Genomic DNA, 25,656 nt, shown 5'->3' with positions numbered 1-25,656 from the left:
CCACGCGGTGGCCGCGACCATTCGCTGGGCGTTTTAAGGGGGTATTTTGTCAGGCCGTCGGGCCTTGTTGATCGGGTCCCGACCTCAAGACAGCCTTGAGGTCGGGGATGCGCAAAAGATTAGTCTTTTGCTTTTTCCTTGGCATCCTTCATGGATTTTTCAGCATCCTTGCGGTGCTCGTTCTGGTCGTTGCATTTGATGTCTTCCTTGGAGCATTCCTTTTCCATCTTTTCTTTCTGCTCCTTCATTTCGCCAGCTTTTTCCTGCGCTTTTTCGCTCTGGGCGAAAGCAGCTTTTTCGGTCGGGAAAAGAGAACCGTTCAGGGCAACCGGGCTGAGAGCCAGACCGAGAGCAAGGGGAACGGCGAACAAGGTTGAGATAGCAACTTTTTTCATTTTCTTATTCCTGAAATTATGAGGGATCACAATTATTCTCGGAGTCCGTATGAACTCCAGCACCCATAACTAGTTTTGAAAATAGACTGAAATAAGGAAACTATATGTCTTTCTGCGGACTTCTAGAGACGGATTTTACCATAGCCACGATAGAATCCCTAATCTGGTGATCCTCGATCCGTGAAAAGGCGCGCACCAGTTCCAGGGTTTCCCGTTTTGCAGCGGGGTCTTTTTGCAGGTGCTGTGCGTGCGAGGGAAGCGACGCCACCGTAGGGTCGTCTGACAGGCCTTCGAAGAAATAGCCGATGGGAACCTCAAGAACCCGACTGAGTTGATACAGTTTGCTGGAGCCGATCCGATTGCTGCCCTGTTCATATTTCTGGATTTGCTGGAAGGTCAGGCCCATGGCATCCCCCAGTTCCGATTGTGTCATGCCGAGCAATGTTCGTTTGATGCGAAGTTGTTGCCCCACATGGACATCCACGGGATTGGCCCTGCCATGAGGATCGTCAGTCTTGAAGTCTATCATTGTGTGCCCGAAATCCCTTTACCCTGTTTTCTGTCCAAAGGGACAGTCTTTTCGGTTGTCGCATATTCCCAAATCGGTCAGGGGGAACACCCCGCTCTGACCCCAAGCGAACCTCATAGCAGACCAAGAGATTTCATACTGGTGCTTTCGCTGGCACTGACGATAATATGATCGTGAACCCTGATATTTAACGCCGTTGCCGCCGACATGATCTCTCCGGTCATGGAAATGTCCGCTTTCGAGGGCGTAGTATCACCGGAAGGGTGGTTGTGCACAAGAATTAGCGCAGTTGCACCCAGCTCAAGGGCGCGTTTTACTACCTCGCGTGGATAAACCGCCGTGTGATTGACAGTTCCGGTTTGCTGAACCTCGTCGGCGATGAGATGATTCTTGTTATTGAGGAACAGAACGCGAAAATGCTCGACCTGTTTCTGCCCCATGACCCCCTGACAATATTCCAGAAGCGCCTGCCACGATCCGAGGATATTGGAGCGCTCCACTTTTTCCCGGAGCAGTTTCTGGCCCAGAACCTCGGCCACTTTCAGGATGGCAATGGCCGCTTCGCCGACCTTGGGGACCGCTTTCAGCTGTTCCGGTGATGCGGCAAAAATTCTGGGAAGGGAGCCGAATTCCCTCAACAGCATCTTGGCCAACGGCTTGGTGTCGCCGCGCGGCGAGGCCGCAAACAGCAGCATTTCCAGAAGTTCATAATCGGCAATGCTGTCGGCGCCCTTTGTCAGGACCCGTTGGCGCAGCCGTTCCCGGTGGCCTTTCTTGCCATCATCAAATGCGGAGGTCATGACAGGAGAACTGGTGAGTTCGTTCAACCCTGATAGGCGCGGGGGCAGGTCGCTGTCAAAGGGGAACAGGTCTTCAGGGGATGTATCCTGAGAGGGAGGGATCGGGGCAGATGCACCAGAGAGGGTGGGCGCCGGTCGAAACCCCGTGGCACCGGGCCGCATGTCATGCAGGCCCGGACCGTCCCTGATGTCTGACAGGGGGAGTGTGGTGTTGGTGTTCTTGTTTTTGTTCTCGGTGTCGTCAGATGTCATAGGGCGGGCAATTGAGTCCTTTGGGAGACAGGGTGAAGATCTCGTACCCGGTTTCCGTGACGGCAAGGGAATGCTCAAACTGAGCGGATAACTGCCGATCCCGTGTGACAGCGGTCCAGCCGTCGTCCAGTACCTTCACTTCCCATGTGCCCAGATTGATCATCGGTTCGATCGTGAAAATCATGCCGGGGCGCAGTTCCACGCCTTCTCCCGGTTTGCCGTAATGCACGATATTGGGGGCATCATGGAAAATCTGGCCAAGGCCATGGCCGCAGAAGTCGCGAACGACAGAACAGCGGTGTTTTTCGGCGTAGGTCTGGATCGCGTGACCAATGTCGCCCGTGGTCGCGCCGGGCTTGACCACTTCGATCCCGCGCATCAGGCATTCATAGGTGATATCGATCAGCCGCCGCGCCTTGACCGGAGGCTTGCCCGCCACAAACATGCGGCTTGTATCCCCATGCCAGCCGTCAACAATGGTGGTGACGTCAATATTGATTGCATCCCCGTTCTGCAGTTTTTTCGGGCCGGGAATACCGTGACAAACCACATGATTGATGGATGTACAGACTGATTTTGGAAAACCGCGATAGCCGAGCGGCGCACAGGTGCCGCCGCGCTCGGTGATAAAGTCATGACAGAGGGTGTTCAACTCGTCCGTAGTGACGCCGGGCACCACATGTTCGGTGATCATGTCGAGGGTTTCGGCCGCCAGCCGTCCTGCGGCGCGCATGCCTTCAAATCCTTCGGGGCCATGGAGTTTGATTGCGCCCGTGTTTTCCAGAGGAGCGTCTTTGCTGTTTACATATTTCATAGGACTGTTCGGGTTTTCTATCAGTTTATCGTAAAACATAATTACTTGAAAGGAAAGACATGTGCTTTCTATTCAACCAGCGGGACCGGGCCCCTCATTCTTATGTATTCAGGGGTTATTTGGCAGTCATAGACATAAACTTCAACGCCTGATTTTCGCGCGGTGTCAAAAGCCTCCCCATAGGCGGGGTCAATGTCGCGGGCGATTTCAAAACTCTGGCAATCCTCGCGCTGTACCAGATAGAACATGACCGCCCGGTGACCGGCGGCCACCATGTCGGAAAGTTCCTTGAGATGCTTGGTACCGCGGGCGGTGACCGCATCGGGAAATTCCGCTGCACCGTCCCGCCGTTTCAGGGTGACGTTCTTCACCTCAACATACGCATCCGGCCTGTCATTGGCACTGTCCTGAAGCAGAATGTCGATCCGGGAATTCTGGCCGTATTTCACTTCATTGCGGATGGTTTCATACCCGGTCAGTTCGGGGACATGCCCATCCCGGATGGCCTCGGTGACAATGCGGTTGGGCAGGGAGGTGTTGATCCCCACCAGCGAGGTGCCCGTATCAACCAGTTCCCAGCTATATTGCAGCTTGCGTTTCGGGTTGTTGGCCGGGGACAGCCAAACCCCATATCCCGGCTCCTTCAACCCCATCATGGAACCGGAATTGGCACAATGCGCCGTTACGGTTGTGCCGTCCGCAAGTTCGATGTCGGACAGAAACCGCTTGTATCGCTTGATCAGTGTGCCGCGGATCAGGGGGCTTGGAAAATCCATGGTCTTGTCGGCCTTTTTGTAATTCTTAACAGGGCGTGCAAAACCCTTTGTATTCTTCGAGGTTAGGGGACACAATAGCAAATCGGGGAAGGGCGAGTATAGGCCGTCTTCCCCGGTCAAGACCACCAAGAAAACAGGAACCGGTTCCGAATGTCATCCGACTCTCATTCTGATTTGAAACTTGTGACCGCCGCCATGCTGGTGATCGGCGATGAAATACTGTCCGGGCGGACCCAGGATAAAAATGTATCTTTTGTGGCGACCGCCCTTGGGGAAATCGGTATTCAGCTTCGCGAGGTGCGCATTATCCCGGATGTGGAGCAGGAAATTGTCGATGCCATCAACCATTTCCGGAAAAAATACGACTATGTCTTCACCAGCGGCGGGATTGGCCCGACCCATGACGACATCACAGCGGATTCCGTTGCCGCCGCGTTCGGGGTTGGGATTGATCATCACCCGGAAGCCATGGAGATCCTGACCCGTCATTATGAGACCAGCGGTATCGAGTTCAACGATGCCCGAAAACGCATGGCACGGATCCCGGACGGGGCGGACCTGATCGAGAACCCGGTCAGCAAGGCGCCGGGCTTCCGTCTTGAGAATGTCTTTGTGATGGCCGGTGTTCCTTCCATCCTGCAGGCGATGATGGCGGGGGTTCTGCCGCTTCTGTCAGGTGGTGCCAGAATGATCAGCCGCACCATTGGCGTGCCGCTGGCGGAAGGCAAGGTGGCGCAGGATCTGGGCCTGTTGCAGGACAAGTATCCCGAGGTTTCCATCGGCTCCTACCCTTATTTCAGGCAGGGGGAAGTGGGAACCAACCTTGTCTTGCGGTCCATCCACGGGGATAAGCTGGATGCCGCATTTTCGGACCTGCGGGTCATTCTGGACGGGCTTGGTGTGACAGGAACGGAAACAACCTGACCGGGACCGAAAGAAAACATCGCCCTTTCGCGGATGCGAGGGGGGCGCCAGCTTGAGGCCGGGTTTTTCCCGGCCTTCACTTTTTCAAATTCATAGCTTGTTTCACAACCCAACTACCATTAGGTTAGCTGCGCCGCCCGCATGGTGAAATTGGTAAACACAGTAGACTTAAAATCTGCCGCCCGTATGGGCTTCCCGGTTCAAGTCCGGGTGCGGGCACCATTTGATGCTTCCCCCCTCCAGACTATCTTTTTTATCCTGACTACAGCCGGATGATCAGCGATTGTTGCGGGTCGATGTGTCCGGCCACGATCTCCTTGTAGGTGGCGAGCGCGGCTTCTGGTCCGGTGACGGTTTCAAAGCGGGTCAAATCGGGGGCCAGATCGGCAAAGGCGGCCCATGCCCCTGCCAGCCGGTCCTGAAATTCCTTGCGGCCCCATTCTTCTGTGCGTTGCTTTATGCGGCCCGGGGCAAAGAACGGCGTTGCTGCGGCGCCGGGCAGGGTGCGCGAGGGGCGGGAGCTGTCCCAGTGGGACAGCCCAACCAGACAGCTATAGGAAAGATTGTCGGAAAAATGGCAGTGGATCGTGTCGATGACGGTGCCGTTGCCTGACATGTCGATAAGGGCGGTTGGTATGGACGGATCAAGATAGTTGATATCCTCGTACGGAATAACCGTGTCATAGAGGCCTGTATTCTCGACAAATTCCCGGTTTGAGGGGGAGGTGAGGCCAATCAGGGCCGGTCCGGCGCCAAGGAGCCGCAGACAGCGGGCGGTCAGCAACGCGGTCTTGCTGGACGCACTGCTGATCAGGAGCTGCTCGGCCCCATAATATCCGGCATCGGAAAACTGATCCGCAATCATATAGGCGGTGACCAGCAGGGGTCGAAAGACCGGCCAGAGGTCTTTTTCGGCGGGCGTAAAATCCGGTGTTTTTGCGATCCTGTTATACTGGTTATAGACCGGCGCCAGCTTGGCCCGGTGGGGCATCTGGTCGTGGAGGGAGCCGGCACTGACAACAGCAGGCCGCAAGGTTAGGTGACTGGCGAGCGGGAAATAGCCGTAGAGTTCCTCGCCCACCGGAATGTCAGGATGGGCGGATCGGGTCACTGTGGCATATCCCCAGACGGGTAACTGGCCATAGGCGCTCTCTCCAAAGGGAAAGAAGGCCCAGTAACCGGGCATGTCGGTCCAGCTTCCAAAGGATTTCCCAAGGGTGGCATAGGTGACATTGTTGGCCGTCAGGGCGAAACTGCCAAGGCGCACCTCGATTTCGCCGTCTTGCAGATCGGCGGGCGGCGATGTCAGGGAACGGAGTTGGCAGGAGGAAATGTCGTCCTTGTCGATCAGCACTGTCCAGCGTTCCTGTGTCATGGTCCTGCATCCTTGTTTGTTGCCCGTTAAACGCGAAAAACTTCATATTCGAGTATTGTAATGGCGTGCTTTCCGGTCAATAGATTTCTTTTTTCTGAAATTGGACTACCCTTATGAAGGTAATATGAACCCTGTTGAAAATCCGTAGGGTGATGGGGTGCCGCAGATGCCTGGAAATGGTTTCGCACTTCTGGTGATGATCTTCTGCCTGATGACGGTTGGTTCCGTTCAGGCTGAGGGGCGGGTTGATCCCGCCTACAAGCTGATCCAGTCCATGGCGGAGCAGGCCAAAAGCCGCCTGTCCAATGACACCCTGCCCATCGATCGACGGGAAAGCCTGTTCCGTCAGGATATCCGCCCGGCCTTTGATTTCGATTTCATCAGCGCCTTTGTGGTCGGGCCGAAATGGGACAGACTTGAGCCGCGCCAGAAGGAGGAATTTACCGATTTGTTCTCGGAATTCTTCCTGCAATCCTATTCCTTTCAGTTTGGCGGATATCCGGAAGACCGTTTTGAAATTCTGGAGGTCAAGGCAAATGGGGATGGGGACCTGTTCGTCCTGACCCAGTTGTTTCGTCCCAACCGAAAGCGGGTGGTGTCCCGCTGGCGCCTGCGAGAGAGTGCGGACGGGCTTCGAATAGTGGATGTGGAGATTTCGGGAACCAGCGTGATCACGGCCCACAGAAAAAGTTTTCATAACCAACTTGTACGCGGCAGCGTGGAGGGGCTTTTAAACATCCTGCGGATGCGGGCGGAACGCCTTTCTCCGCAATCAACCGGATCGGGGGAAGGGTGATGGGACTACGCGGCGGCAGCAAGATCTGGGGAATGGTGGTCGGGCTGCTCTGTGCGGTTACGGGCGCCGTGGTTCTGGCGGGGCCGCCAGGGGCACGGGCCGCCGAGGTTGGGCGCAGCGCCATGGAGCTTTACAGTCAGGGATATTTTGCAAGGGCCTACGCCATCTGGCAGCAACAGGCAGAGGCCGGAGACCCGGAAGCGCAGTTTAACCTGTCGGTGTTGCTGGAACGGGGGCGGGGCGTTGATCGGGACTTGGAGGCGGCCCTGTCGTGGCTTGGCAAGGCCGCATCGGGCGGTTATCCCCCGGCGCTTCACAACATGGCGCTTGGACTGCTGGAGCAGGGGGAGGGTGAGGCCGCCGTCAACCTTCTTCGGCAGGCGGATGAAAAAGGGTTCGCCGCCTCACAATATACACTGGGAAAAATGTATGAATATGGACTGGGGGTGGATGAAGCCCCCGATCAGGCGCTTTTTCATATTCTGAAGGCCGCCGCAGGCGGATATCCAAAAGCCCAGTATGGTGCCGGGAAAATGTATCGGGATGGCTATGGCGGCCGGGAAGACCCGGAGCAGGCTCGGCAGTGGTTCCTGCGGGCGGCTCGGCAAGGCTATGGCCGGGCGCAGCTTCGGCTGGCAGAAATCGGCCTGTCGGAAGGCGAACTGGCTGATGATCCGGCAAATAGGTCTGCGATGCTGGACGAAAGAAAGGTAGAGGCCCTTCAATGGGCGATCATTGCCGCAGCACAGCGCATTCCCGGTGCCGAAACCGTCAAGGCCCGTCTGGCTGCGCGCCTGAAAACGGAACAGGTGGTCAGGGCGGTCAAGCTGGCGGAAGAATATAAACCCATGCCAGAGCGGCGCGGCAGGCCCGCTGTTGAATAATCCAAGGCATGTTTGGAAGGGGAATAATTCGCGAAGGGGCCGGAAGGGTGAATTCGGGCAATAAAAAACCCCAAGAAAACCGGAATGTTTTCAAGGGGTTGATATGGTGAGCCCGACAGGATTCGAACCTGTGACCCGCTGATTAAAAGTCAGCTGCTCTACCAACTGAGCTACGGGCCCCCATTTCAATTTTACCGCTGGGCTGTTGTGTTTGGAGCGTCACAGCGTCGCGATGGGGCGGAACATAGGGGCGTCTTTCGGATTGGTCAAGCGCGTTTTTTCATTTTTTTTACGGAAGTGAATTTTCTTTATTTCGATGGAAATGGTATAGGAGGGAAGAGCCTTGAAAAAGGGCCGTTTCTTGCGGTCTGCACCTTTGAATTAGAATAAAGCGAGGAAATACATGCCTTCGTCATTTGTTATGCGTTCGATACTGGCATTTTTCATTTTATGTCTGTCCGCGTTACCGTTGCGGGCGCAGGAAAACCTGAATCCTGAAAATATTCTTTATCTTGACCTGCAATATGGGCGGGTTGTGATCGAGATGTACCCGCGTACCGCCCCCCGCCATGTGGAGCGGATTAAGGAACTGGTCCGGCAGGAATTTTATGATGGCCTGAAATTTCACCGCGTGATCGATGGCTTCATGGCCCAGACCGGCGACCCCAAGGGGGATGGTACCGGTGGTTCCGGTAAAAAGATCCGGGCGGAGTTCTCCAACATTCCGCATGTTCGGGGGATTGTCTCCATGGCCCGTGCGCGCTCCCAGAACAGCGCCGACAGCCAGTTCTTTATCGTGCTTGAGGATTCCCACCATCTGGATGGCAAATATACCGTCTGGGGCCGGGTGCTGGAAGGCATGGAATATGTGGACATGATCCGCAAGGGATATGGTCAGGGCGGTACGGTTCGTAACCCTGATATCATCGTCAAGATGCGCATCGCCGCCGATGTGAACTAAGCCCCATCGGGCATCGGGGATATCCCCGTTTGGAAAAAGCGGTTCGGTTTCGAGCCGCTTTTTTTGTTTCCGGCCCTTTGTACGTGGACAAGGCGCCCACAAAAAAAGCCGCCCCGGTAGGGCGGCTTTTCAGAATTTCGGATCGGGTTGAACCGGATCAGATGCAGCGACCGCCGTCCACTTCCAGCGCAACGCCGGTGATGAAGGACGCTTCGTCAGATGCCAGCCACAGGGCGGCATTGGCAAGGTCACGCGGTGTATTCATGCGGCCGAGCGGAATGGTAGAGACAAACTTGTCGCGGATTTCCTGGGTGTCGGTGCCGCCCATGAATTCAACGGTCATGCCGGTCTGGGCAATCACGGGGCAGAGAGCGTTGACCCGGACCTGCTGCGGGGCCAGTTCAACGGCCATGGCCTTGGTCATGGTGAGGACAGCGCCCTTGCTGGAGTTGTACCAGACAAGGCCCGGACGGGGGCTGAGGGCCGCCGTGGAGGAAATGTTGATGATGTTGCCGCCACCCTGTTCCAGCATGATCGGAACAATGGCCTTGGTGGTCAGGAACACGCTTTTGACGTTGACGTCATAAATTTTCTGGAAGGTTTCCTCGTCCACATCGAACAGGGAGCCGTTCCGCTGCGGCATGCCGGCGTTGTTGACCAGAATGTCAATGCGGCCATAGGCATCGACGGTGTTCTTGGCCATGGCGGCAACGTCGCTGGCCTGTGAGACGTCGGTAACATCCACAAGGGCGGTGCCCCCCTTGGCAATGATATCGTCGGCGACGCGCTTGGCGGCGGCCTCGTTAATGTCACTGACAACGACCTTGGCGCCTTCTTCCGCGAAACGGATGGCCATGCCTTCACCGAATCCGGAGCCAGCCCCTGTTATGATGGCGACTTTATCTTGAAGTCTCACTTTTCCTCTCCTCAAGGCAGTTTTTATGTTCTCAGCTATTGTCCCTTATCCGGAGACCGAAGAACAGTTCTAATTTGATTGGGGGCAAACAATATAAAAGTGCGCGGATCAGATCAAGCGGCGGTTCTGAGAACCCGTTTGCCGGGCAACCGGACCGTGACGGTGGTGCCGCTTCCATAATCGCTTTCAAGGGTCAACTCCCCCCCATGCAGGGACACAAGATCCCGCGACAGGGGCAGGCCCAGCCCGGTCCCCTGATAGCGGCGGGACAATTCACTGTCTACCTGAACGAACGGGGTCAGGGCTTTCGGGATATCTTCCTCGCGGATGCCAATGCCTGTATCGCTGACGGTCAGAAGCAGATCGCCATTGGGGCACAGGGAACTTTCGATGGAGACCTGACCGCCCGCTGGTGTGAATTTGATGGCATTGGTCACCAGATTGATCAAGACCTGTTTCAGCATCTTCATATCGGCGTGAACCTGATCGACCTTGGAAGAGATATTCAGCTCGATATCGATCTTGTTGGTCCGGGCCTGATGGCCGGTCAGGCGCAGGCATTCCTCGATCAACTGCTTGACATCCACATCCTCTTCAAACAGTTGCTGCGTTCCGGCCTCAATCTTCGACAGGTCCAGAATATCGTTGATCAGGTCCATCAGATGCAGGCCACTGGCATGGATGTCATGGGCGTATTCAATATATTTTTTCGAGCCAACCTTGCCGAAAATCTCGTCCATGATCACCTCGGAAAACCCGATAACCGCGTTAAGGGGGGTCCTGAGTTCGTGGCTCATGTTGGCGAGGAAGGCACCCTTGAGCTGAGAGGCGTATTCGGCTTCATCCTTGGCCTTCTGCAACAGTTTCTGGGCGGAGATATCCCGGACAATCAACTGCATCACCGGCCGGTCCCCATACATCAGGGCGGTCGCCTCTATTTCCACGTCGATGCGTGTGCCCTCCAGTCCGATAACCTCGGTCATGCTGGACGGGAGGGTGTGGCCGGGTTCCAGATCTTCCGCGCTGCCAAGGTGGCTGGCCAGTTCATCCAGATCGGACAGGGGGATGTAGCGCTTGACCGGTGTCCCGATCAGGTCATGCAGGGTGCGGGCCCCCAGCAGTTTCACCGCCGCCACATTGGCAAAGATGATCAGGCCGTCCTTTTGCGCCAGAATGGCATCGGGTGACAGGTCCACCATCTTCCGGTACCGGCTCTCGCTTTCCTCCAGCATCATATGGGCGGATTTCTTGAGGGTGATATCCGTATAGGTCGAAATATGCCCCCCTGTGGGAAGCGGGGAGTTGACCACCTCGATGATCCTGCCGGATTTGGTCATGCGTTCCTGCCGGGCATGAAGGTTGGTCCGGGTGGTTTCAAGAATGGATTGGGCAAAGCTCTCGGCGGTTAGATCCTCGTCCTTGCCCGGCTCTAACTTGTAGGCATCGAAATTCCGAACCAGAATATCGTGCAGGCTGGCCCCGAAATGGACGGTTTCGTGCTTCAACTCCATGGTCCGCAAATAGGCCTCGTTCCAGGCCAGCAATCGGTTGTCTTCATCAAAGGCGGAAATGCCGGTCTGGATGTTGTTGAAGACCGTTTTCAGAAGTTCGGACTTGATCAGCAGGTTTTGCTGGTTCTGGCGGATGTTTGTGACGTCCTGGAAGATGGCGATCAGGTTGTTGTCGCTGATCATGCTTTCCTTGGCCTGAATGATCCGGCCATTGGGAAGGTTCCAGTCGCGATTGCCAAGGCTGTGGGGCAATTTCCCCGCCCGGAGCCGTTCAAGCCGCTTTTCCAGCATGGCCTTGTCTTCAGGATTTTCAAGCCAGTCAAGCAGGGACAGGAACACCTCTTCGCGCTTCATCCCGACCCTCAAGGGCGGATCCATGCCGTCGAACATGTCTTGCAGTCTGTCGTTGAAGAATGTCAGCCGATTGTCCTGATCGTAAAGAACGAAACCTTCGTCCAGCTTGTTAATGGCATCGTTTAAGGTGCTGTAATATTTTGAAGATTCAGAGTTTGAACTGTCTGTTTGTGTCGGCTGGAAAGAGACAAGGATGGTGCAAGCGGCCATCAGGGCAAGAGAGGCGCCAAGGGCAATTCCGGCTTGCGGATGGTCATTTACATGAAGAAGCAGAAAGGCAGCAAGAGACGCCCCAAACAGACCTGTAAGCAGGTATAAAATCTTGTTTGTGTTGTACATGGACGCTACTCTTTTGACCTTTATTCTCTGCTTTCAGGGTGGGTACTGACTCAAAGACAAAAGTTTGTCGAATTAGTGCGATCGTATACGACCAGTGATTAACGACAGGTTTACAAGCGATCTTGAATTCACAAAATTTTGTAAAAGACGTCACATCGGTTCAATGCTATGGTCTGTATAAATAAAATCCCGAATTTCACACATATATCAGGTATTTGTAAGGTGACGTGTTCATGAAGAAGAAGCAAGCCGGGAAGACGCAGGACCCGTCCGGCGTCAAAAGCATTCTGGTTGAGCCCGCCCCGAAGGCCGGGTTCTGGGCACGGGTCAGGACCTATTTCCTGACAGGGATTGTCATTGCCGCGCCCATCACCATTACAATCTATCTGACCTACGCGTTCGTGACCTTTGTGGACGCCAATATTACCCCGCTTATTCCAGCGCGGTATAATCCCGAAACCTATCTGCCGTTCGGTGTGCCCGGGCTTGGCGTGTTTTTGGTGGTCCTGGGGCTGATTCTGATTGGGTTTCTGACGGCAAACTTCCTTGGCCGGTCCTTGCTGCATTACGGAGAGCGGATTGTCGCCCGGATGCCGGTGGTGCGGACAATCTATAACGCCCTGAAACAGATCATGGAAACCGTACTGGCCCAGTCCGGCACGTCGTTCCGTGAAGTGGTTCTGGTGGAATATCCCAGAAAAGGCCTGTGGGCGATCGCCTTTGTGACCAGCACCGCGGAAGGCGAGGTGTCATCCCTTGATGAAGGGGACATGATCAGCGTCTTTCTGCCCACCACACCCAACCCCACATCCGGCTTTTTGTTGTTTGTGCCCAAGCATGATCTGAAATATCTGGACATGTCTGTTGAGGAAGGGGTCAAGCTGGTTATTTCCGCCGGTATGATCTGGCCGGATGGCAAAGAGCCTGCCGCAGTAAAGCAGGGGCCCGGCGGCAGCACGAACGGCAAGAAATCCGCTGGGGACAGTGACGATTCAAAAAAGAAGCCAACAAAGGCCGGGGCTTGAACCTGTGCCTGCGTCTAAGCCTGAGCCTGTAAAAAGGATCAGGGGCGAGACGGAGACGGCTGTTCTTTTAGGGGTGCCGTCCGTCCTAGCCTGACTGAAGATACTTGATGGCGCTGTCCCGCTCGAACAGGTAGAGAAGGGTTCTAACCGCTTGTCCGCGAGGGGTGGCCAGAGCCTTGTCATTTTCCAGAAAAACACGCGCATCATCCCGCGCAATGGACAGCAGCCGTCCGTGTTCCTGTAAATCGGCCATCTTGAAGACGGGCAATCCGCTTTGACGGGTTCCCAGAAGTTCACCGGCACCGCGCAGGCGAAGGTCTTCCTCGGCGATGCGGAAGCCATCCTCGGTTTCGCGCATGATATTGAGGCGGGCCTTCTGGGTTTCACCAAGGGGACCGGCATACAGAAGCAGGCAGGCCCCGTGCAGACCGCCCCGTCCGACACGGCCCCGCAACTGGTGAAGCTGGGCCAACCCAAACCGTTCCGCATGTTCGATAATCATGACCGTGGCTTCGGGCACATCAACGCCGACCTCGATCACCGTTGTGGCGACAAGAATGCGGGTTTCACCGGACACGAACCGTTCCATGGCCGTATCCTTTTCATCGGCCTTCATCTTGCCGTGGACCAGACCAACCTGTCCCGGATACAGCCGCTCCAGATAGCCGAACCGATCTTCTGCGGCAGCAAGATCGCTGACCTCGCTTTCCTCGACCAGCGGGCAGACCCAGTAAATCCGCTCCCCATCCTTGAGCTTGCGCCCCAGACTGCCTGCCACATCATCCAGGCGCTCGACCTCGATGGCGCGGGTATCAACGGGTTTTCGTCCCGGCGGTTTTTCGGCGATGATGGAAACATCCATATCCCCATAGGCCGTGAGGGCGAGGGTTCTGGGGATCGGGGTTGCGGTCATGACCAGCACATCCACGCCGCCGTTGCCATCCCGGCCTTTTGAACTGAGGGCCAGACGCTGGTGAACGCCAAACCGGTGTTGTTCGTCGATGATGGCAAGGCCCAGATCGTGATAGATCACGTCATCCTGAAACAGGGCGTGGGTCCCGATGGCGATATGAATTTCGCCGCTGGCCAGTTGTTGCAACACGGCGTCGCGTTTCTTGCCTTTCAACCGTCCGGTCAGCAGGGCGGTTTTCAGGCCCACGGCCTCGGCCAGCGGGGTGATAGCGGCCATGTGCTGACGGGCCAGAATTTCCGTCGGTGCCATCAGGGCGGCCTGTGCGCCAGCCTCGATTGCCTGTGCAATGGCCATGACGGCCACAACGGTCTTGCCGCTTCCCACATCGCCCTGCAACAGGCGCAACATGCGGTGCGGGGCGGACAGGTCCGCAAAGATTTCCGACAGCGCCACATTCTGGGCGTGGGTCAGCTTGAAGGGCAGGGAGCGTTCGATCGCGTCGCGAAGCGAGCCGTTGCCGACCAGCGCCCGGCCGGGTTTGCGCTTCATGCTGCGCCGGACAAGTTCCAGCGCCAACTGGTTGGAGAGTAACTCGTCATAGGCAAGACGCTGGCGCGCCGGGGCATTGGGGGACAGGTCGCCTTCGCCTTCCGGGGTATGAGCCTTTTCAAGGCAGGCTTTCCAGCTTTCCCATTTCTCTCGCTGAAGAAGGGCAGGGTCAATCCATTCCGGCAGTTGAGGGACGGTTTCCATATACTGGCGCGACGCCTTGATCAGGGCGCCGTTGGTCAGTCCCGCCGTCAGCGGATAGACCGGTTCGTGTACGGGGATCAGGTCTTCCTCGTCCGGGCTGAGGATGTGATCGGGATGGGTGATCTGAAACTCACCGGAATATTGTTCCAACTTTCCGCTGATCAGGCGGAGGGAGCCTTCGGGCAACTGGCGGCGCAGGTAATCCTCGCGCCCGTTGAAGAAGGTCAGGGTCAAAAGGTCATCGCCAACCTGACAGACAACCCGATAGGGAATCCGCCGGTTACGGGACGGGGTATGCTGGCGGACAAGGGCCTTGACGATGACCTGACGGGTGAGGGCGGTCTCGCTCAACTGTTCCAGCCGGACCCGGCTGACCAGCCCAGCCGGAAGATGGAAGGCAAGGTCAATGATGTGGTCACCGGCCACCTTGCCGATCAGGGCCTGAAGGCGCGGACCGATCCCTTTCAGGGTGGAAACGGATTTGAAAAGCGGAAACAGACTTTCAGGGCGCAACGGTTTTCCTCAGCAAACAGGGGGCCGATTGTGAAATGTGACGACGGTGCTCGTCAATGGAATAGGACAGTTTTTATGATCTTGTCTACCTGAGATGCTGACAGGCAAAAACAAAAAGGGTATACCCTGTTGCACTTCAAACAAAGGGTTTCAAGATGTCAGAAGATACCATCATTCGTCGCAAGCGCCTTCTTCACCGGTCCCGCTATACCGGAATGAAGGAAACCGACCTGATGCTGGGCCGGTTTGCCAACAAATATCTCAAAACATATTCCGACGAGGAACTGGATATTTATGAAACGCTGCTGAAGGCAGGGGATCCCAGCATCTATGCGTGGGCTGTCGGGCGGGAGGAAATTCCCGAAGAGTACGATACAAGCGTCATGAATCAATTGAAGAATTTTGCGCTGTATGAACATGACCCCGCACAAGTCGAGCAAGATGACTAAAGACCTGACTGCCAGCCTGATTGACAGGCTGGCCGCCACAGAACGTTCCGCCGACAGTTTCCAGTTGGAAGCCGTCCCGGAAGGCTATGACGCCTATCTTCTTGCCGCTTTTGCGCGGCAGGCCAGCCACGATGTGCTGTTTGTGCTTCGGGAAGATGTGCGGATGGCCGCGACGGAGGCGGCGCTCAATTTCTTTGACCCGGACCTTGAGGTCCTGACCTTCCCCGCATGGGATTGCCTGCCCTATGACAGGGTGTCCCCGAACGCGGAAATCGTCGCCCACCGGATGAATACGCTGTCCCTGCTGACGCGGGACTGGGGCCGGCCGCGGGTTGTGCTGACCACGGTCAACGCTCTGCTGCAGAAGGTGCCGCCGCCGGACATGGTCAAGACCGCCTGTTTCCCGATCAAGGTGGGGGACAAGTTCGACCCGGAAGACCTGAAGGCCTTTCTGGTTGCCAACGGCTTTTCCCGCATCGGCAGTGTCATGGAGCCGGGGGAATTTGCCGTGCGCGGTGGATTGATCGATATCTTCCCGCCGGGCGCCGAAGAACCGGTCCGTCTTGATTTCTTCGGCAATCAGGTGGAAGGCATTCGAACCTTCGACCCCTTGTCCCAGAAATCCACCGGCAAAATGCCGGGCATCGATTTTCTGGCGGCAACCGAATTTCTGCTGAATGAGGCATCGGTCAGCCGCTTCCGCAGCGGATACCGCGAAAATTTCGGCGCGGTTGTCCGCGATGACCCCTTGTATGAGGCGGTCAGCGAACGGCGCAAACATGCAGGCATGGAGCACTGGCTGCCCCTGTTCCATGAAAAAATGTCTGTCCTGACCGATTATTTGCCCCATTCGGTCGTCTTTCTCGATCATCTGGTGGACGAGGCCCGCGAGGCCCGTCTTGATACCATCGATGATTATTTTGACAGCCGCAAGGTGGCCGCCGAAGGGCGGGTTGTGGATTATCGCCCCTTGCCACCGGATCAGCTGTATCTGGATGAACAGGGCTGGGCCGCCTTGCTGGCAACACGGAACACGGTGACGGTGTCCCCTTATCGAAGCGGCGCGGAAGGCGCGCATGTTCTTGATGCCCACGGTCGCCCCGGCCGGGATTTCGGCCCGGAACGGAAACAGCCGGGCTCCAATATCTACGAGCATCTGAAAATCCACACCGACGATCTGGTCCGGGCTGGAAAACGGGTCATTATCTCGCATTTCTCGGAAGGGTCCCTGTCGCGCAATGAAGGCGTTTTGAAGGATCACGGGATTGGCCCGCTCAGTCGGACACCCAGTTTCAAGGACCTGCCGAAACGAAAAGCCGTTATTGCGCTGTCGGTTTTCCCGCTTGAAAAAGGATTTGAAACCCCGGATTTCGCCATTGTCGGGGAGCAGGACGTTCTTGGCGACCGGTTGGCCCGGCCCAGAAAGACATCCCGCCGTCATGAGAATTTCATCGCCGAGGCCTCGCAGCTCAGTGTGGGGGATTATGTGGTGCATCTGGATCACGGGATCGCCCAGTATGAGGGCCTGAAGGTAATTGATATTTCCGGCGCGCCCCGTGACTGTGTCAGCCTGCTGTATGACGGCGGCGACCGGATTTACCTGCCGGTGGAAAATATCGAGATGCTGTCCCGCTATGGCGGTGTGGAATCTGCGGCAACGCTGGACAGGCTCGGCGGGGCCGGATGGCAATCCCGCAAGGCCAAGCTGAAAAAGCGGGTCATGGAAATGGCCGATCAGTTGATCAAGATTGCCGCCGCCCGGCAATTGCGCTCTGCCGAACGGTTGCAGCCCCCGGAAGGGGCGTATGAGGAATTCTGCGCCGGGTTCCCGTTTGAGGAAACCGAGGATCAGCTTTCCGCCATTGCCGACACCATGGATGACATGATCAAGGGCCGTCCCATGGACAGGCTGGTGTGCGGCGATGTTGGCTTCGGGAAAACGGAAGTGGCGCTGCGGGCCGCCTTTGTGGCGGCCTTGTCCGGGAAACAGGTGGCCGTGGTCACACCGACCACCTTGCTGGCCCGGCAGCATTACAAAACCTTCAGCCAGCGGTTCGCCGGGCTGCCGGTTCGGGTTGCCCAACTGTCCCGCATGGTGACAACCAAGGAAGCGAACCTGACCAAGAAAGGCCTTGCCGAAGGGCAGGTCGATATTGTTGTGGGAACTCATGCCCTTCTTGGAAAAACCATAAATTTCAAGGATTTGGGTCTGGTTATTGTGGACGAGGAACAACATTTCGGTGTGGTCCACAAGGAACGCCTGAAGGAAATGCGGACCGATCTGCATGTGCTGACCCTGACGGCGACGCCCATTCCGCGCACCCTGCAACTGGCCATGACGGGTATTCGCGACCTGTCCATCATTGCGACCCCGCCGGTTGACCGGTTGGCGGTGCGTACCTTTGTACTGCCGTTCGATCCGATCGTGATCCGTGAAGCCCTGTTGCGGGAACATTATCGCGGCGGACAGAGTTTCTTTGTCTGTCCGCGTGTCAGTGATCTGGCAGAGGTCGGGCGCTATCTTGCGGAACATGTGCCGGAAGTTAAATACGTTGCGGCCCACGGGCAGATGGCGGCGAAAGATCTGGATGCCACCATGAATGCCTTCTATGACGGGGCGTATGATGTTCTGGTGGCGACGAATATTGTGGAATCCGGTCTGGATATCCCGACCGCCAATACCCTTGTGACATGGCGGGCCGACATGTTCGGGCTGGCCCAGCTTTACCAGATCCGGGGCCGGATCGGTCGTTCGAAAACCCGGGCCTATGCCTATCTGACCCTGCCACCGCGCAAGCAACCGACCGAGGCGGCAGAACGGCGCCTGCGTGTCCTGCAATCATTGGATACGCTGGGGGCGGGCTTTACGCTGGCCAGTCATGACCTTGATATTCGCGGGGCGGGTAACCTGCTTGGGGATGAACAGTCCGGGCATATCAAGGAAGTCGGGTTCGAGCTGTATCAGGAAATGCTGGAAGAGGCGGTTGCCGCCGCCAAGGATCAGGAACTCGGTATCACCGATGACGCCGGGGACAAATGGTCGCCCAGCATTAATATCGGGACATCCGTTCTGATCCCGGAAACCTATGTTACGGACCTGACCTTGCGGATGGAGCTTTACCGCCGGATTGCCGCGCAGGAGACCGAGGCCGATATCAATGCCTTTGCGGTTGAAATGGTTGACCGGTTCGGGCCGTTGCCTGACGAGGTCAAGCACCTGATCGAGATCATGACAATCAAGCAGCATTGCCGGGTTGCCAATATCGAGAAGGTGGAGGCCGGGCCAAAAGGGGCCGTGCTTGGTTTCCGCAACAACGAGTTCGTCAATCCGGGCGGATTGGTCGAGTTTATCTCGCGCCAGCCGGGGGCGGCCAAATTGCGGGCGGATCACAAGATGGTCTATACCCGGGCATGGGATCACCCGGAAGACCGCTTGAAAGGGGTTCTGTCACTGGTCCAGAACCTGGCAAGGATTGCATCGGCGGGATAGTGTGATCCCGCCGGTCACAATCGGCCTGATACTGACTTCAGGATTGTGAAGGGTCGGCTTCGGTTGCGGCCTCAGCTTCAGCCTCGATTTTCGCGATGACCTCAAGGATGACAGCCGGGTCTTGCGCACCGGACAGGGCGTATTTGTTGTCCAGAATGAAGAAGGGGACACCGGAAATGCCCATTTCGCGGGCCCGCATGTCCTCGGCCCGGACAAGGTCAAGGTCGGCCCCGCTGTCCAGCAGGTCCTTGACGATGTCGCCGTCCATACCGGCCTCTACCGCAGCGGCGATAAGGGTTTCGTCATTCCCAAGGTCCTTGCCGTCCATAAAGAAGCTGCGGAACAGGATTTCCACCAGCGCATCCTGTACCCCCGCGCTTTCCGCCCAGCGAATGACCCGGTGGGAATTGAGGGTGTTGGGGCTGCGTTCGATCTTTTCGAAATTAAGGTCAAGCCCCACGGCCGCGCCCGCCTGCTGAACCGTGTCATACAGTTCCCGCGCGCGTTCAGGGCTGCCAAACTTGGCGGCGATGAAGGATTTCCGGTCCGCCCCCTCAGTGGGCATGTCGGGGTGAAGCTGGAACGGATGCCACGTAATTTCCACGTCAAGATCGGGACGCTGGGCAAGGGCGGCTTCAAGTTTGCGTTTGCCGATGTAGCACCACGGGCAGACGGTATCGGAGACAATATCTATTTTCATACCATCAAGATAAGCGGCGATTGATCATGAGACAAGTCCGGGGTTTGGGCAGCGCATGATCATTCTGCGGCATCCCGGCTGGCGGAAAGGGGGGGCAGGCTGCGTTCCAGCAGGCTTTCAAGGGTGTCATCCGGCTTCATTTCGGCCAGTCCCGGCGTGAAAATGGGCAGAACCGGGCCGTCATGTCCAAACACCGAGAATTCCGTGTGCCGGGCCACACTGCAAATCCGGTCCAGCGCCGTCCGGGCCGATTGTTCCATGGTGTGGGGCATGGCAATGATGAACCGCCCCCCGGAATGACGGCAGCAGAAATCCTCGCCCCGCAGAAGGGTGGAAAGGAGGGACCCGGTTTGCCGCAGAACCTGATCGCCCGCCGGGTATCCGTATGCGGTATTCAAGTCGTCCAGATTAGACAGATGCAGGCTGGCGACGGACAGATATCGGTTGCGCGCCTTGTGGTCCTTGATCATGCGGCCAAGATGGGCCTGCATGAAACCAAAGGAATAAAGGCCCGAAGGCCCATCCGCCACCCGTAGCGGTGTGGCAATCCGAAGTAGGGTTTGAAGGGTCCGGCGATAGCGGGAAAGCTGGATATGCAGGGAAAGCCTTGGGAACAGGCTGTCCATTTCATTTGGGGTGACTACCGCGTCAGACGCCCCGTGAACATAGGCCGCCTCGCGGTTGCTTTCATGTTCCAGCACAAACACCACCGGCAACGAGAACAGCCGGCTGTCGGCCCGCAAATCATTGACCAGTCGCAAGTGACTGTCACCGGGCGCCACCCCCAGAATGACAACGCCGTCGAAATGGTTCTCGCGAAGTTGCTGGGGGGCGGTGGCGGCAATCCGGCAAATATGGGGCTGGGCCTTGTTTTCCAGCCGCAGCAGAATATCCCCCAGCAGGTCCGCCCGATCCCCGATCAGCAATATCCTTGCCTTGCCCATTTCCCGGTCGGGAAGATCAAGGGCGGTTTCCTTCAGTCCGTATTGGCCAAGGGTGCGCTTGCGCCGGGTAAATTCCTCTTTCATTGTTTGCAGGCGGAGGAGGGAGGACAGACGTTCCAGAAGTTCGATATCCGTGAAATTGCGTGGCAGGGAATGAGCCTGCTCATCAAGGGTGGTACCGCCGATCGTAATCAGGGGCGGACAATCGGCGGCAAGGGCCGGGGGAAGGGAGAGGTCTTCCGCCTCGCTTGGGCAGAAGAACAACACATCCGGCTTGTCCGGAAAATCCGCCACCATGTCCCCTGAAACTGTGTCGGGCGCAATGGGATGGGCCTTGTGACCGGCGTCTGCAAGAAGCCGGATCAGGCGTTCTTCCGGGTGGTTGGAAATGATCTGGATAGAGGCGGAAACCGGCATGATGCGCTCCCATGGGCGTTTGGAAGGGGTGTTATTTCATGATTTTATTAAAATTTTAATTACACACCGGTCAATTGTTTCAAGGCGGGCCGCCGCGTTTCATGCCTGATCGAAGAATTGATTTTTAACCGCTTGATTTCGAAGGCTGAGAAGAAGATCATAATCGCAAAAAGTAATATCTGTTTGGGAGAAAGATTTTGACAACACCGACCTTTTTGGAAGGAAAACATGCTTTGGTAACCGGGGCTTCGTCCGGTCTGGGATGGCAATTCGCGCTGACACTGGCGCGGGCCGGGGCGAAAGTGTCCCTTGCCGCCAGAAGCACGGACAAGCTGGAGGAACTGGCCCGCGAGATCGAGGGATTTGACGGGCGCGCCTTGCCGGTTCGCATGGATGTGACGGATGTCAGCAGCATCAGCGAAGCGGTCAATGTGGCGGAAACCGAATTGGGGCCGATCAATATTTTGGTCAACAATTCCGGGATCAGCCGCCTGAGCCCGTCCGAGAAAATCTCGGAAGAGGATTTCGACGCGGTTATGGACACCAACGCCAAGGGCGCTTTTTTCGTGGCACAGGCCGTGGCGCAAAGCATGATCCGTCACGGGCACGGCGGAAAAATGATCAATATTGCCTCGGTCGCGGCATCGCGGGTCCTGAAGCAGAATATCGCCTATTGCATGTCCAAGGCGGCGGTGCAGCATATGACCCGTGCGCTTGCCGATGAATGGGGCCGATACAAGATTCATGTGAACGGCATCAATCCCGGATATATCGTCACCAACATTAACCGCGAATACTGGGAAACGGAACCGGGCAAGCGCCTGATCGCCCGTTTGCCGGGCCGCCGGGTCGGCCAGCCGGAAGATCTGGACGGGGCCTTGCTGCTGTTGGCCGGGCCGGGTTCGGATTTCATGAACGGCAGCATGATTGAGGTGGATGACGGTTTGGTCGCCACCGGATTTTAAATCAAAGACCGCGCAAAAGACATGTCAGGGCGGGATGCTGGCACCCAGAAAAAAACAAGGAAAAGGGTGCTGGCAGCCTGCCCGCCGCGCGGTCGGTATTGACTGACAGAAGGGGGGAATATGCCTGAAGGGATTATTGCAGGCGGGGGACTGGTTGGCCTGACACTGGCCCTTGCCCTGCATGAGCAGGGAATAAAGGTGCGAGTGTTCGAGACCGTGCCGGAGATAAAGCCGCTCGGGGTCGGGATCAACCTGTTGCCCCATTCGGTTCGCAATCTGGCCCGGCTTGGGCTGATGGCGGAATTGGACAAGGTTGCCATCCGCACATCCAGCCTTGGATATTACAGCGAGGACGGCAAGGAAATCTGGAAAGAGCCAAGAGGGATTGAAGCGGGATATGAGGTTCCGCAATTTTCCATCCATCGCGGCGATTTTCACATGATCCTGCTGAACGCGGTGAAAGAGCGCCTTGGCGAGGATGCGGTTGTCACCGACTGGCGCCTTGACCGGTTTGAACAGAACGCGGATCAGGTGACGGCCTTTTTCACCAACCACGCCGGGGACCGTCCGCAGGGCAGTGTCACAGCCGATTTTCTGGTGGGGGCTGACGGCATCAATTCGCGGTTACGCCGGATTTTCTATCCCGATGAAGGGCCGCCCCATTATTCCGGCCAGATGCTGTGGCGCGGGGTGACCGAAATGCCGCCCTATCTGGATGGGCGATCCATGTTCATGGCGGGCCACAACGATGTGAAGCTGGTGGCCTATCCCATTCGGGCGGAAAGTGCCCGGCGGGGGCTGACCTATATCAACTGGATTGCAGAGCGCCGCATTCCATCCGACCTGAACGCCCATCAGGCCGACTGGAACCAGACCGGCGGGCTGGAGGAATTCGCGGACGCCTTCAAGGACTGGAACCTGGGGTGGCTGGATATTCACGCCCTGTTCCAGAATGCCCTGTCCGTGCATCGCTTCCCCATGATCGACCGGAACCCGATCCCGAAATGGACGTTTGGCCGGGTGACGTTGATGGGGGATGCGGCCCACGCCATGTATCCCAACGGGTCCAACGGTGTGTCGCAAGGGGTTCTGGATGCCATGACTTTTACAGAACTGATGGCGTCGGGTCTGGATGTGCCGGAGGTGCTGGCGGAATATGAGGCGGTCCGGCTTGAACCCACGAAAAAGATCCAGCTTGCGAACCGGGAAACCGGACCGGAAAAGGTCATGCAGATGGTTCGTGATACATGCGGCGGGCAATGCGGGGACCGCCATACCTGTATCGCACCGGAGGTTCTGGAAGATGTGGCGACGGCCTATAAAAAAACTGGCCGGGTTCGACAAGGAAAGCCTGAAAGGGCAGGGCGCCCGTACCGCCTAGAAAAGAGCGGGGCCGGGGCGGAAAGGCTTTCGGCCCCGGCAAGATTGGTTTTTGGTTGGTCCCGGCCTACATGCCGTTTTTGTAGGTGCTGAGGTCCTGACATGTCTGCCGCACCGGGGTCAGGGCCCGGGCGGTTTCCGTCAGGAAGCGCAGGCAATAATCCAGCCGCTGGTTCAGGCGATCATCCAGCGGGGTGGCCGGATCACTGGTGAACAGGTCGTTGACCTGCCTCAGGATCATGTGGTCGGGCAACCACATGAGGAAATTGTTCTTGTAGCCGCTCATCCTGAGTTCGGCGACAGGATAGGCCCCGCCCATACCGGCGCTGACCCCGATCAACTGGCAGGGCTTGTGGGCCAGTTCCCCCTGATCACACATCAGCAGGAAATTCTTGAGATGGGGCGGTGCCATACCGGCCCATTCGGGAACCACAAAAACAAAGCCGTCACAGCGTGCCAGTGAAGCGGATACCGGGGCCCAATCGCGGGACAGGGGGCTGTCGGCCTGCCATTTTTCTTCGCTCCACAGGGGAAGGGCAAGGTCTTTCAGGGAAAAGAGTACGGTTTCCGGTTGCTCCGGCTGCCGGGCAAGGCGGTCCTGAATGTGATGGGCGATGCGGGCAGACTGGGACTTGTCCCGGACACTGCCAATAATGATGCCGATTTTGCTCATGATAACTCAACTCCTGTCCGTGGCGGCCAAGGGATTGTTTATCGGAAGATGGGAAGGACTGACAAGCCCCTGAAAGGGCCGGGTGCGGGAAGGTCGGGATAAGGCCCGCAAAAAAAAACGGGGCGACAACTGCCTGCCGCCCCGTGAAAATCAATGTATTCGCTTTTATGCAGCGAGCAGGGAAAGACCCATGCCGCCAATAAAGCCACCGGCAACCCGAACAGCAAGCGGGGCGTAAGCCGCACTGGCGCGCCCGGCGGCCTTGCCAAGAACAATACCGGCCAGATGCAGCAGGACCGTTGCCGCCGCAAAGCCAAGGCCATACCCGATACCGTTTGCATCAACCGGCATTTCCGTACCGTGGGCGTGACCGTGGAAGATGGCAAGGGCACCAACGAGGGTCATGGCCGCCGCCATGGGCATTTTGCGGCCCAGTGCCACAACAAAGCCGAGGATTACAACAGAGCCTGCAATTCCCAGTTCCACGAACGGAAGGGCCAAGCCGCTAATCCCCAGAAGGCCACCAACGATCATCATGCCGACAAAGGCCGCCGGAACCGTCCACAGGGACTTGCCGCCAAGCTGGATGGCCAGAATACCAACCGCAACCATGGCCAGGATGTGATCCAGCCCGCCAATGGGATGGGTGAAACCGGACATCAGGCCGGATGTGTGGCCAACCGCTGTATGGGCCAGCGCCGGCGAGGCGGCCATTGTCAGGACTGCAGCAAGAAGGAGGGAACGTTTGTTCATGTGTGAACCCCTGTTGAATTTTGGAATATCTGAAATTTTGATCCGAGATCATAGCCGTATCCCCCATGAAAACAACAGATGAATAGGTCTTTTCGTTCCGGGTCGGGATTGGCGGGGCGTGAGGCTCAACACAGGCGAGACGGGTATTTTAGCAGCGGAAGGGGCTGAAAAAGCGAGTTTTTTAGGGCGGCGAGAAAAAGGGGAACTTCGTGGCCCGAAATAGAAATCACATAAATTTGAAAGAAAATTTTAACAATTATGGCAATAGGTTATAGGAGAAATGGGTGGGTGCGACAATATGTCTTAGCCCATAATATTTATGTTGATTTCAAACAGTTTGTGACAAAAAATATGTTATCGTATCGTTACGTAACTTTATTGTAACAAGTTGGGCAGTTTTGAATATGCGCGTGCTGGTCATCGATCAGATTGAGATTTGCCGAAGTGGCTTTAAACTGCTGTTGCAGGAAGCCTACACGGACAGCCTTGTTTTCGGGGCGGAAACCGTTGAGCAGGGGTTAACCTTTATGGACGAGGTTGCCTTTGATCTTGTGCTGGTGGATATCGATGATATTTCAAAAGACGATATGGAGGCCCGTGCCCGCCTGCGTGAACTGGCAGAGACAATCCCGGTCATCGGGGTGTCCCTGAATACGTCCCAGCAATGCCTCTATCTGGCGTTCGAGTTGAAATTCTCCGGTTTTATCGAAAAACAGTCCCGCAAGGAAATCGTGATTGCCGCGATCAATATGGTGCGGGCCGGGGGACAGTATTATCCGCCGCATCTGCACCCGGAATATCTGAGATTATATGGAGACACCCCGGAAACAGAAGATTTTGGGGCCGGGACCGGCTGGTCCCCCCGACTGACCGGCCGGCAACTGGATGTGTTGAAAGCCCTTGCAAAAGGAAAATCAAACAAGGCGATTGCGCGGGAGTTGAATATCGCGCCCGGTACGGTCAAGGCGCATATGGCAAGCCTGATGCGGGACCTGAAAGCGAAAAACCGCACACAAGCGGTGAATATCGCAAACCATCTGAACCTGATCTAGGTC

23 protein-coding genes and 2 tRNA genes are annotated in these 25,656 nt (G+C 56.7%); 11 read left to right on the top strand and 14 right to left on the bottom strand.

The genetic code is table 11. From position 1 onward, the window contains the following. Nucleotides 1-119: 119 nt before the first annotated feature. The 5 genes from FQB27_RS12410 to sfsA form a co-directional block, all read right to left on the bottom strand. Complete coding sequence (locus FQB27_RS12410) at nt 120-395, bottom strand: hypothetical protein (RefSeq protein ID WP_169561349.1); 276 nt, start codon at nt 393-395, stop codon at nt 120-122. A gap of 100 nt (nt 396-495) precedes the next feature. Beyond that, nucleotides 496-924 (bottom strand): helix-turn-helix domain-containing protein, encoded by a 429-nt coding sequence (locus tag FQB27_RS12405; RefSeq protein ID WP_169561348.1) that lies wholly within the window; start codon nt 922-924, stop codon nt 496-498. 113 nt (nt 925-1,037) lie between these two features. Beyond that, nucleotides 1,038-1,976, bottom strand: coding sequence for a RadC family protein (gene radC, locus FQB27_RS12400; RefSeq protein WP_206374619.1), 939 nt, complete (start codon nt 1,974-1,976; stop codon nt 1,038-1,040). Further along, the gene (gene map, locus FQB27_RS12395; RefSeq protein WP_169561347.1) at nt 1,966-2,790 is read right to left on the bottom strand and encodes a type I methionyl aminopeptidase; all 825 of its coding nucleotides are present in this window, start codon (nt 2,788-2,790) and stop codon (nt 1,966-1,968) included. The genes radC and map overlap by 11 nt, the downstream gene beginning before the upstream one ends. A 68-nt stretch (nt 2,791-2,858) precedes the next feature. Continuing rightward, on the bottom strand, nt 2,859-3,566 hold the full coding sequence (gene sfsA / locus FQB27_RS12390) for a DNA/RNA nuclease SfsA (RefSeq protein WP_169561346.1): 708 nt from the start codon (nt 3,564-3,566) through the stop codon (nt 2,859-2,861). A 150-nt stretch (nt 3,567-3,716) separates the two neighbouring features. Here sfsA and FQB27_RS12385 point away from each other — a divergent pair, with 150 nt between their 5' ends. Further along, a complete protein-coding gene (locus FQB27_RS12385) occupies nt 3,717-4,490 on the top strand; it encodes a competence/damage-inducible protein A (RefSeq protein ID WP_169561345.1) in 774 nt (257 codons plus the stop codon). Nucleotides 4,491-4,625: 135 nt separating this feature from the next. Then, a tRNA-Leu gene (locus FQB27_RS12380) sits at nt 4,626-4,712 on the top strand. Between the two features lie 40 nt (nt 4,713-4,752). On the opposite strand, the gene FQB27_RS12375 is transcribed toward FQB27_RS12380, so the two are convergent. After that, nucleotides 4,753-5,865 carry a DUF2855 family protein gene (locus FQB27_RS12375; protein WP_169561344.1) on the bottom strand — a complete coding sequence of 371 codons (1,113 nt, stop codon included), beginning with the start codon at nt 5,863-5,865 and terminating at the stop codon, nt 4,753-4,755. 166 nt (nt 5,866-6,031) lie between these two features. Here FQB27_RS12375 and FQB27_RS12370 point away from each other — a divergent pair, with 166 nt between their 5' ends. Together FQB27_RS12370 and FQB27_RS12365 are read left to right on the top strand one after the other, a co-directional pair. Continuing rightward, on the top strand, nt 6,032-6,661 hold the full coding sequence (locus FQB27_RS12370; RefSeq protein ID WP_169561343.1) for an MlaC/ttg2D family ABC transporter substrate-binding protein: 630 nt from the start codon (nt 6,032-6,034) through the stop codon (nt 6,659-6,661). Further along, nucleotides 6,661-7,545, top strand: a complete 885-nt coding sequence (locus FQB27_RS12365) for a tetratricopeptide repeat protein (RefSeq protein WP_169561342.1) — start codon at nt 6,661-6,663, stop codon at nt 7,543-7,545. Before FQB27_RS12370 ends, FQB27_RS12365 begins: the two co-directional genes overlap by 1 nt. A 104-nt stretch (nt 7,546-7,649) precedes the next feature. On the opposite strand, the gene FQB27_RS12360 is transcribed toward FQB27_RS12365, so the two are convergent. Further along, nucleotides 7,650-7,725, bottom strand: a tRNA-Lys gene (locus tag FQB27_RS12360). 241 nt (nt 7,726-7,966) lie between these two features. Between FQB27_RS12360 and FQB27_RS12355 the strand changes: the two genes are divergently transcribed. Continuing rightward, nucleotides 7,967-8,506: a peptidylprolyl isomerase gene (locus FQB27_RS12355; RefSeq protein WP_169561341.1), complete on the top strand. Its 540-nt coding sequence runs from the start codon at nt 7,967-7,969 to the stop codon at nt 8,504-8,506. 157 nt (nt 8,507-8,663) lie between these two features. On the opposite strand, the gene FQB27_RS12350 is transcribed toward FQB27_RS12355, so the two are convergent. Together FQB27_RS12350 and FQB27_RS12345 are read right to left on the bottom strand one after the other, a co-directional pair. Continuing rightward, nucleotides 8,664-9,422: a glucose 1-dehydrogenase gene (locus FQB27_RS12350; RefSeq protein ID WP_169561340.1), complete on the bottom strand. Its 759-nt coding sequence runs from the start codon at nt 9,420-9,422 to the stop codon at nt 8,664-8,666. Between the two features lie 113 nt (nt 9,423-9,535). Then, nucleotides 9,536-11,626, bottom strand: coding sequence for a PAS-domain containing protein (locus FQB27_RS12345; RefSeq protein ID WP_169561339.1), 2,091 nt, complete (start codon nt 11,624-11,626; stop codon nt 9,536-9,538). 233 nt (nt 11,627-11,859) lie between these two features. On the opposite strand from FQB27_RS12345, the gene FQB27_RS12340 reads away from it, so the two are divergent. Further along, a complete protein-coding gene (locus FQB27_RS12340; protein ID WP_169561338.1) occupies nt 11,860-12,651 on the top strand; it encodes a DUF502 domain-containing protein in 792 nt (263 codons plus the stop codon). An 85-nt stretch (nt 12,652-12,736) separates the two neighbouring features. Here FQB27_RS12340 and recG read toward each other — a convergent pair whose 3' ends face one another. Beyond that, nucleotides 12,737-14,830, bottom strand: a complete 2,094-nt coding sequence (gene recG / locus FQB27_RS12335) for an ATP-dependent DNA helicase RecG (RefSeq protein WP_169561337.1) — start codon at nt 14,828-14,830, stop codon at nt 12,737-12,739. A 155-nt stretch (nt 14,831-14,985) separates the two neighbouring features. Between recG and FQB27_RS12330 the strand changes: the two genes are divergently transcribed. Further along, nucleotides 14,986-15,279 (top strand): FAD assembly factor SdhE, encoded by a 294-nt coding sequence (locus FQB27_RS12330; protein ID WP_169561336.1) that lies wholly within the window; start codon nt 14,986-14,988, stop codon nt 15,277-15,279. Next, entirely contained in the window at nt 15,272-18,769 is a 3,498-nt protein-coding gene (gene mfd, locus FQB27_RS12325; RefSeq protein WP_169561335.1) for a transcription-repair coupling factor, read from the top strand. The genes FQB27_RS12330 and mfd overlap by 8 nt, the downstream gene beginning before the upstream one ends. A gap of 37 nt (nt 18,770-18,806) precedes the next feature. On the opposite strand, the gene FQB27_RS12320 is transcribed toward mfd, so the two are convergent. Beyond that, nucleotides 18,807-19,469 (bottom strand): DsbA family oxidoreductase, encoded by a 663-nt coding sequence (locus FQB27_RS12320; RefSeq protein WP_169561334.1) that lies wholly within the window; start codon nt 19,467-19,469, stop codon nt 18,807-18,809. Nucleotides 19,470-19,528: 59 nt separating this feature from the next. After that, the gene (locus tag FQB27_RS12315) at nt 19,529-20,830 is read right to left on the bottom strand and encodes a GGDEF domain-containing protein (protein ID WP_169561333.1); all 1,302 of its coding nucleotides are present in this window, start codon (nt 20,828-20,830) and stop codon (nt 19,529-19,531) included. A 197-nt stretch (nt 20,831-21,027) separates the two neighbouring features. Here FQB27_RS12315 and FQB27_RS12310 point away from each other — a divergent pair, with 197 nt between their 5' ends. After that, nucleotides 21,028-21,795 carry an SDR family NAD(P)-dependent oxidoreductase gene (locus FQB27_RS12310; protein ID WP_169561332.1) on the top strand — a complete coding sequence of 256 codons (768 nt, stop codon included), beginning with the start codon at nt 21,028-21,030 and terminating at the stop codon, nt 21,793-21,795. Between the two features lie 120 nt (nt 21,796-21,915). Further along, nucleotides 21,916-23,268 carry a flavin-dependent oxidoreductase gene (locus tag FQB27_RS12305; RefSeq protein WP_169561331.1) on the top strand — a complete coding sequence of 451 codons (1,353 nt, stop codon included), beginning with the start codon at nt 21,916-21,918 and terminating at the stop codon, nt 23,266-23,268. Here the strand turns inward: FQB27_RS12305 and FQB27_RS12300 are convergent. Further along, entirely contained in the window at nt 23,243-23,848 is a 606-nt protein-coding gene (locus FQB27_RS12300; RefSeq protein ID WP_169561330.1) for an NADPH-dependent FMN reductase, read from the bottom strand. The genes FQB27_RS12305 and FQB27_RS12300 overlap by 26 nt on opposite strands. A gap of 165 nt (nt 23,849-24,013) precedes the next feature. Then, on the bottom strand, nt 24,014-24,601 hold the full coding sequence (locus FQB27_RS12295) for a HupE/UreJ family protein (protein ID WP_169561329.1): 588 nt from the start codon (nt 24,599-24,601) through the stop codon (nt 24,014-24,016). A 404-nt stretch (nt 24,602-25,005) separates the two neighbouring features. Here FQB27_RS12295 and FQB27_RS12290 point away from each other — a divergent pair, with 404 nt between their 5' ends. After that, nucleotides 25,006-25,653 carry a LuxR C-terminal-related transcriptional regulator gene (locus tag FQB27_RS12290; protein ID WP_169561328.1) on the top strand — a complete coding sequence of 216 codons (648 nt, stop codon included), beginning with the start codon at nt 25,006-25,008 and terminating at the stop codon, nt 25,651-25,653. Nucleotides 25,654-25,656: the final 3 nt, after the last annotated feature.

This window comes from Sneathiella chinensis (assembly GCF_012720115.1).
Taxonomy (GTDB): Bacteria; Pseudomonadota; Alphaproteobacteria; order Sneathiellales; family Sneathiellaceae; genus Sneathiella; species Sneathiella chinensis.
This window is presented reverse-complemented; position numbering and strand designations above follow the sequence as displayed.